Genomic DNA, 2883 nt, shown 5'->3' with positions numbered 1-2883 from the left:
ACCCAGGCCCTGCCGGCATCCGACCCCTTTGCCAACCTGCCGGCACCCGCCGTCAGCAACCAATGCCAGAACGGCAACAAGACGGTGCTGAGTCCCGGGACTTACTGCAACAACCTGAGCCTCAGCGGCAACGTAACGCTTTCTCCCGGCGTGTATGTCCTCCAGGGCAATCTCAAGATAAACGCCAACGCCATCATCCAGGGCAACGGCGTGACCATCTATATGGCCGGCAGCAGCACCGTCAGTATGAACGGCAACGCCACGGTGACGCTGAGCGCGCAAACCTCTGGCCCTTATTCCGGCGTGCTGTTCTACGGCGACAGGACGGGCACCGCGGCGCAGAGCACCTTCAACGGTACAGCGAACTCGCTTCTGACCGGCGCCATCTACTTCCCAAGGCAGCAGGTCAACTATCTCGGCAATTTCTCGGGCCAGAACGGCTGCACCCAGGTCGTGGCCGACACAGTTCAATGGTCCGGAAATTCGACCATCAACCAGGACTGCACGGCCTACGGCATGGGGGGCATCCCGGCCGCCCCATCCGTGCGGCTCGTCGAGTAGCAATCATGGTGCCGCTGGCGATCCGCTTCCACAAAAACCGGTGCGGCGCGGCAGCGGTGGAGTTCGCGCTTGTGCTGCCGGTGCTGGTTGCCGTTCTCTTCGGCGTTGCCGACGGTTGGTCCTACGTCACCAACTCGCTCGCGATGCGGGCCGGCGTGAAGACGGCAGCCAATCTTGTGCTGGCCGGCGCCACCGACGAGAGCGCTACCCAGACCATCCAGAGCATTGCGCTCGCGAGCTGGGAAAAGAAGCCCGACGATGCGGCGGTAATCGTGAGCCGCAAATATATGTGCGGGGCAACGGAGGTCGCGTCAAGCTCCACTCCGTGCGCCGGATCGAGCATTCCATCGATCTACATCTACATACAGGCGTCGGGCACCTGGACTCCGCCTTTCACCTTCGGCGTCTTCCCAGGCAATAGCGCGCTCGACCATCAACAGGTGGTCCGTGTCCGCTAAGCAAAAAGCCAGGCTGTTTGCCAGCAACGCCTCTGGCGGCGCCGCGATCGAGTTCGCGCTGATCGTGCCTTTCCTGATCATGCTTCTGTTCGGCATCTTCGCCTTCGGCTGGTCGATGAACAACGAGTCCAGCGTGCGCTATGCACTCGAGACCTCGGCGCGATCCCTGCAACTCAACAGGACGCTGACCCAGGCTCAGATCCAGGCGATCGCGACACAGAAACTACAGGCGCTCGGCTTGCAGAACGTGACGGTGACGATCACCACCGACCCGCCGAGCGGCGGCTTCAAGATGGCGCATGTCAGCGCCAGCTATGCCTTCGTCATCAACTTTCCCTATTTCAGCGATTTTCCGATCAATTACTCGACCACTGTCACCGTGCCGCTGATCAACAGCTGAAGCACGTCTCCCCAAAGTGGGACTTCGTTTCGGGTCAAAGCCAGGGCTAAGCTTAACAAGCTGTGTGGGCCGAAAGATTGCGACACGCTTCAGGGCATGCCGAGGAAGAATATATAAGTATATATCTGGGATTGGCCGCAAAGCGGGATAAGAACACCTCGGTAGCGCGCCCCAAGCGCTGGTGGCATCACCGCTCCCGCGGGTTGCCCGAAACGATGCCGCGCACGTCCGAAAATCGCCTTTATAAACAGGCGTCTTGTACTCCTCGACGGACGCTGGCCGCATAGCGTTGGGCCCATGGTCCGACGGGAGGTGGGCCTTCATTGTTCCAGAGGGCGGACCTGGCCTTAGCCCATTTATTTACGCAATAATTTCAGCAAGTTAACAGGTGTTCAGCAGGATTTCCGGAGCTGCTTCTCGGGATACTCTCTTGCCGCCACCGAATTTGTTTAAAAGTTACTCCAAGCCGTTAGGGAAATCTCATATGACGCGATCTAGCGGTTGGGCATTGGTGGCGATTCACCTGCGGAGAAACATGATGACAATCCGGAAAACACTTTTGGCTTCGCTTGCCATTCTGGCGCTCGCGGCTGCTCCCGCACTCGCCGGAGCCGGCGGCAATGGCGGTGGCAACGGCAATGGCGGCAGCCATGGCGGCGGCAACGGCAATGGCGGCGGTAACGGCAATGGCGGCGGTAATGGCAACGGCGGCGGCAACGGCGGCGGCAAGGGCCAAAGCAGCAACAGCGGCGCCTCGCACGGCAAGTCGGCATCGGCAAAGGCCGCCAAGTCGCAGGTCGACGATGCAACCGATGACGACACGACGGACGATACCACTACGGCCGCCACCCCGAAGGAGAAGAACATCCATGCCAAGCTCGGCCGGCTGAACTCGCTCCAGCGCAACATCAATGCCTACATGAATTCCAAGAGCAAGAAGTTCGCGGGCATTCAGGCTTATGTGACCCAGGCCGCCGTAGCCCAGAACGCGCAGGCCAAGCTTGACGCGGCAAACGCGAAGCTGGCCGCCGACCAGGCCCAGCTCGGCACGCTCACCCAACAGCTCGCCGACCTCAATGCAACCGACACGACCAACATGACGGCCGAGGAAAAGGCGGCTTTCGATGCGCAGGTTGCCGACGTTCAGGCGCAGATCGACGCCCAGAACGCCGCGATCGCCGCTGACACCCAGGCGGTGGCGGATGCCCAGGCCGCGGTTACCGCTAACCCTGCCCCCGATGACGCCACGCTTGACGCCGCCCTGCAGGACATGGCCAACAAGCCGGTCGATCAGGAGGTGACGGACTGGGCCAAGGACGTGCTGGCCGACAAGATCGACCAGGCGGCCGCGGCGACGTCTACGCCATAAGGCACACGCGGCGAAGCTGCCGCAGTGGAATGCATGCATGCCGCCGGGGCGACCCGGCGGCATTTTGTTTGGCTTGACGGCAATGCATTGGAACT

Annotated in this window: 3 protein-coding genes and 1 pseudogene; all 4 read left to right on the top strand. The window is 61.4% G+C overall.

Annotation, left to right across the window (positions count from 1 at the left end; genetic code table 11):
- Window positions 1-561: pseudogene (locus EOA49_RS31255) on the top strand (hypothetical protein); the annotation flags it as partial.
- Between the two features lie 5 nt (window positions 562-566).
- The gene (locus tag EOA49_RS31250) at window positions 567-1019 is read left to right on the top strand and encodes a TadE/TadG family type IV pilus assembly protein (protein WP_127240498.1); all 453 of its coding nucleotides are present in this window, start codon (window positions 567-569) and stop codon (window positions 1017-1019) included.
- Complete coding sequence (locus tag EOA49_RS31245; protein WP_127240497.1) at window positions 1009-1419, top strand: TadE/TadG family type IV pilus assembly protein; 411 nt, start codon at window positions 1009-1011, stop codon at window positions 1417-1419. Before EOA49_RS31250 ends, EOA49_RS31245 begins: the two co-directional genes overlap by 11 nt.
- A gap of 538 nt (window positions 1420-1957) precedes the next feature.
- Window positions 1958-2788 (top strand): hypothetical protein, encoded by an 831-nt coding sequence (locus EOA49_RS32960; RefSeq protein WP_206519890.1) that lies wholly within the window; start codon window positions 1958-1960, stop codon window positions 2786-2788.
- Window positions 2789-2883 lie beyond the last annotated feature (95 nt).

The sequence above is a fragment of the Mesorhizobium sp. M1A.F.Ca.IN.020.04.1.1 genome (genome assembly GCF_003997315.1).
Taxonomy (GTDB): Bacteria; Pseudomonadota; Alphaproteobacteria; order Rhizobiales; family Rhizobiaceae; genus Mesorhizobium.
This window is presented reverse-complemented; position numbering and strand designations above follow the sequence as displayed.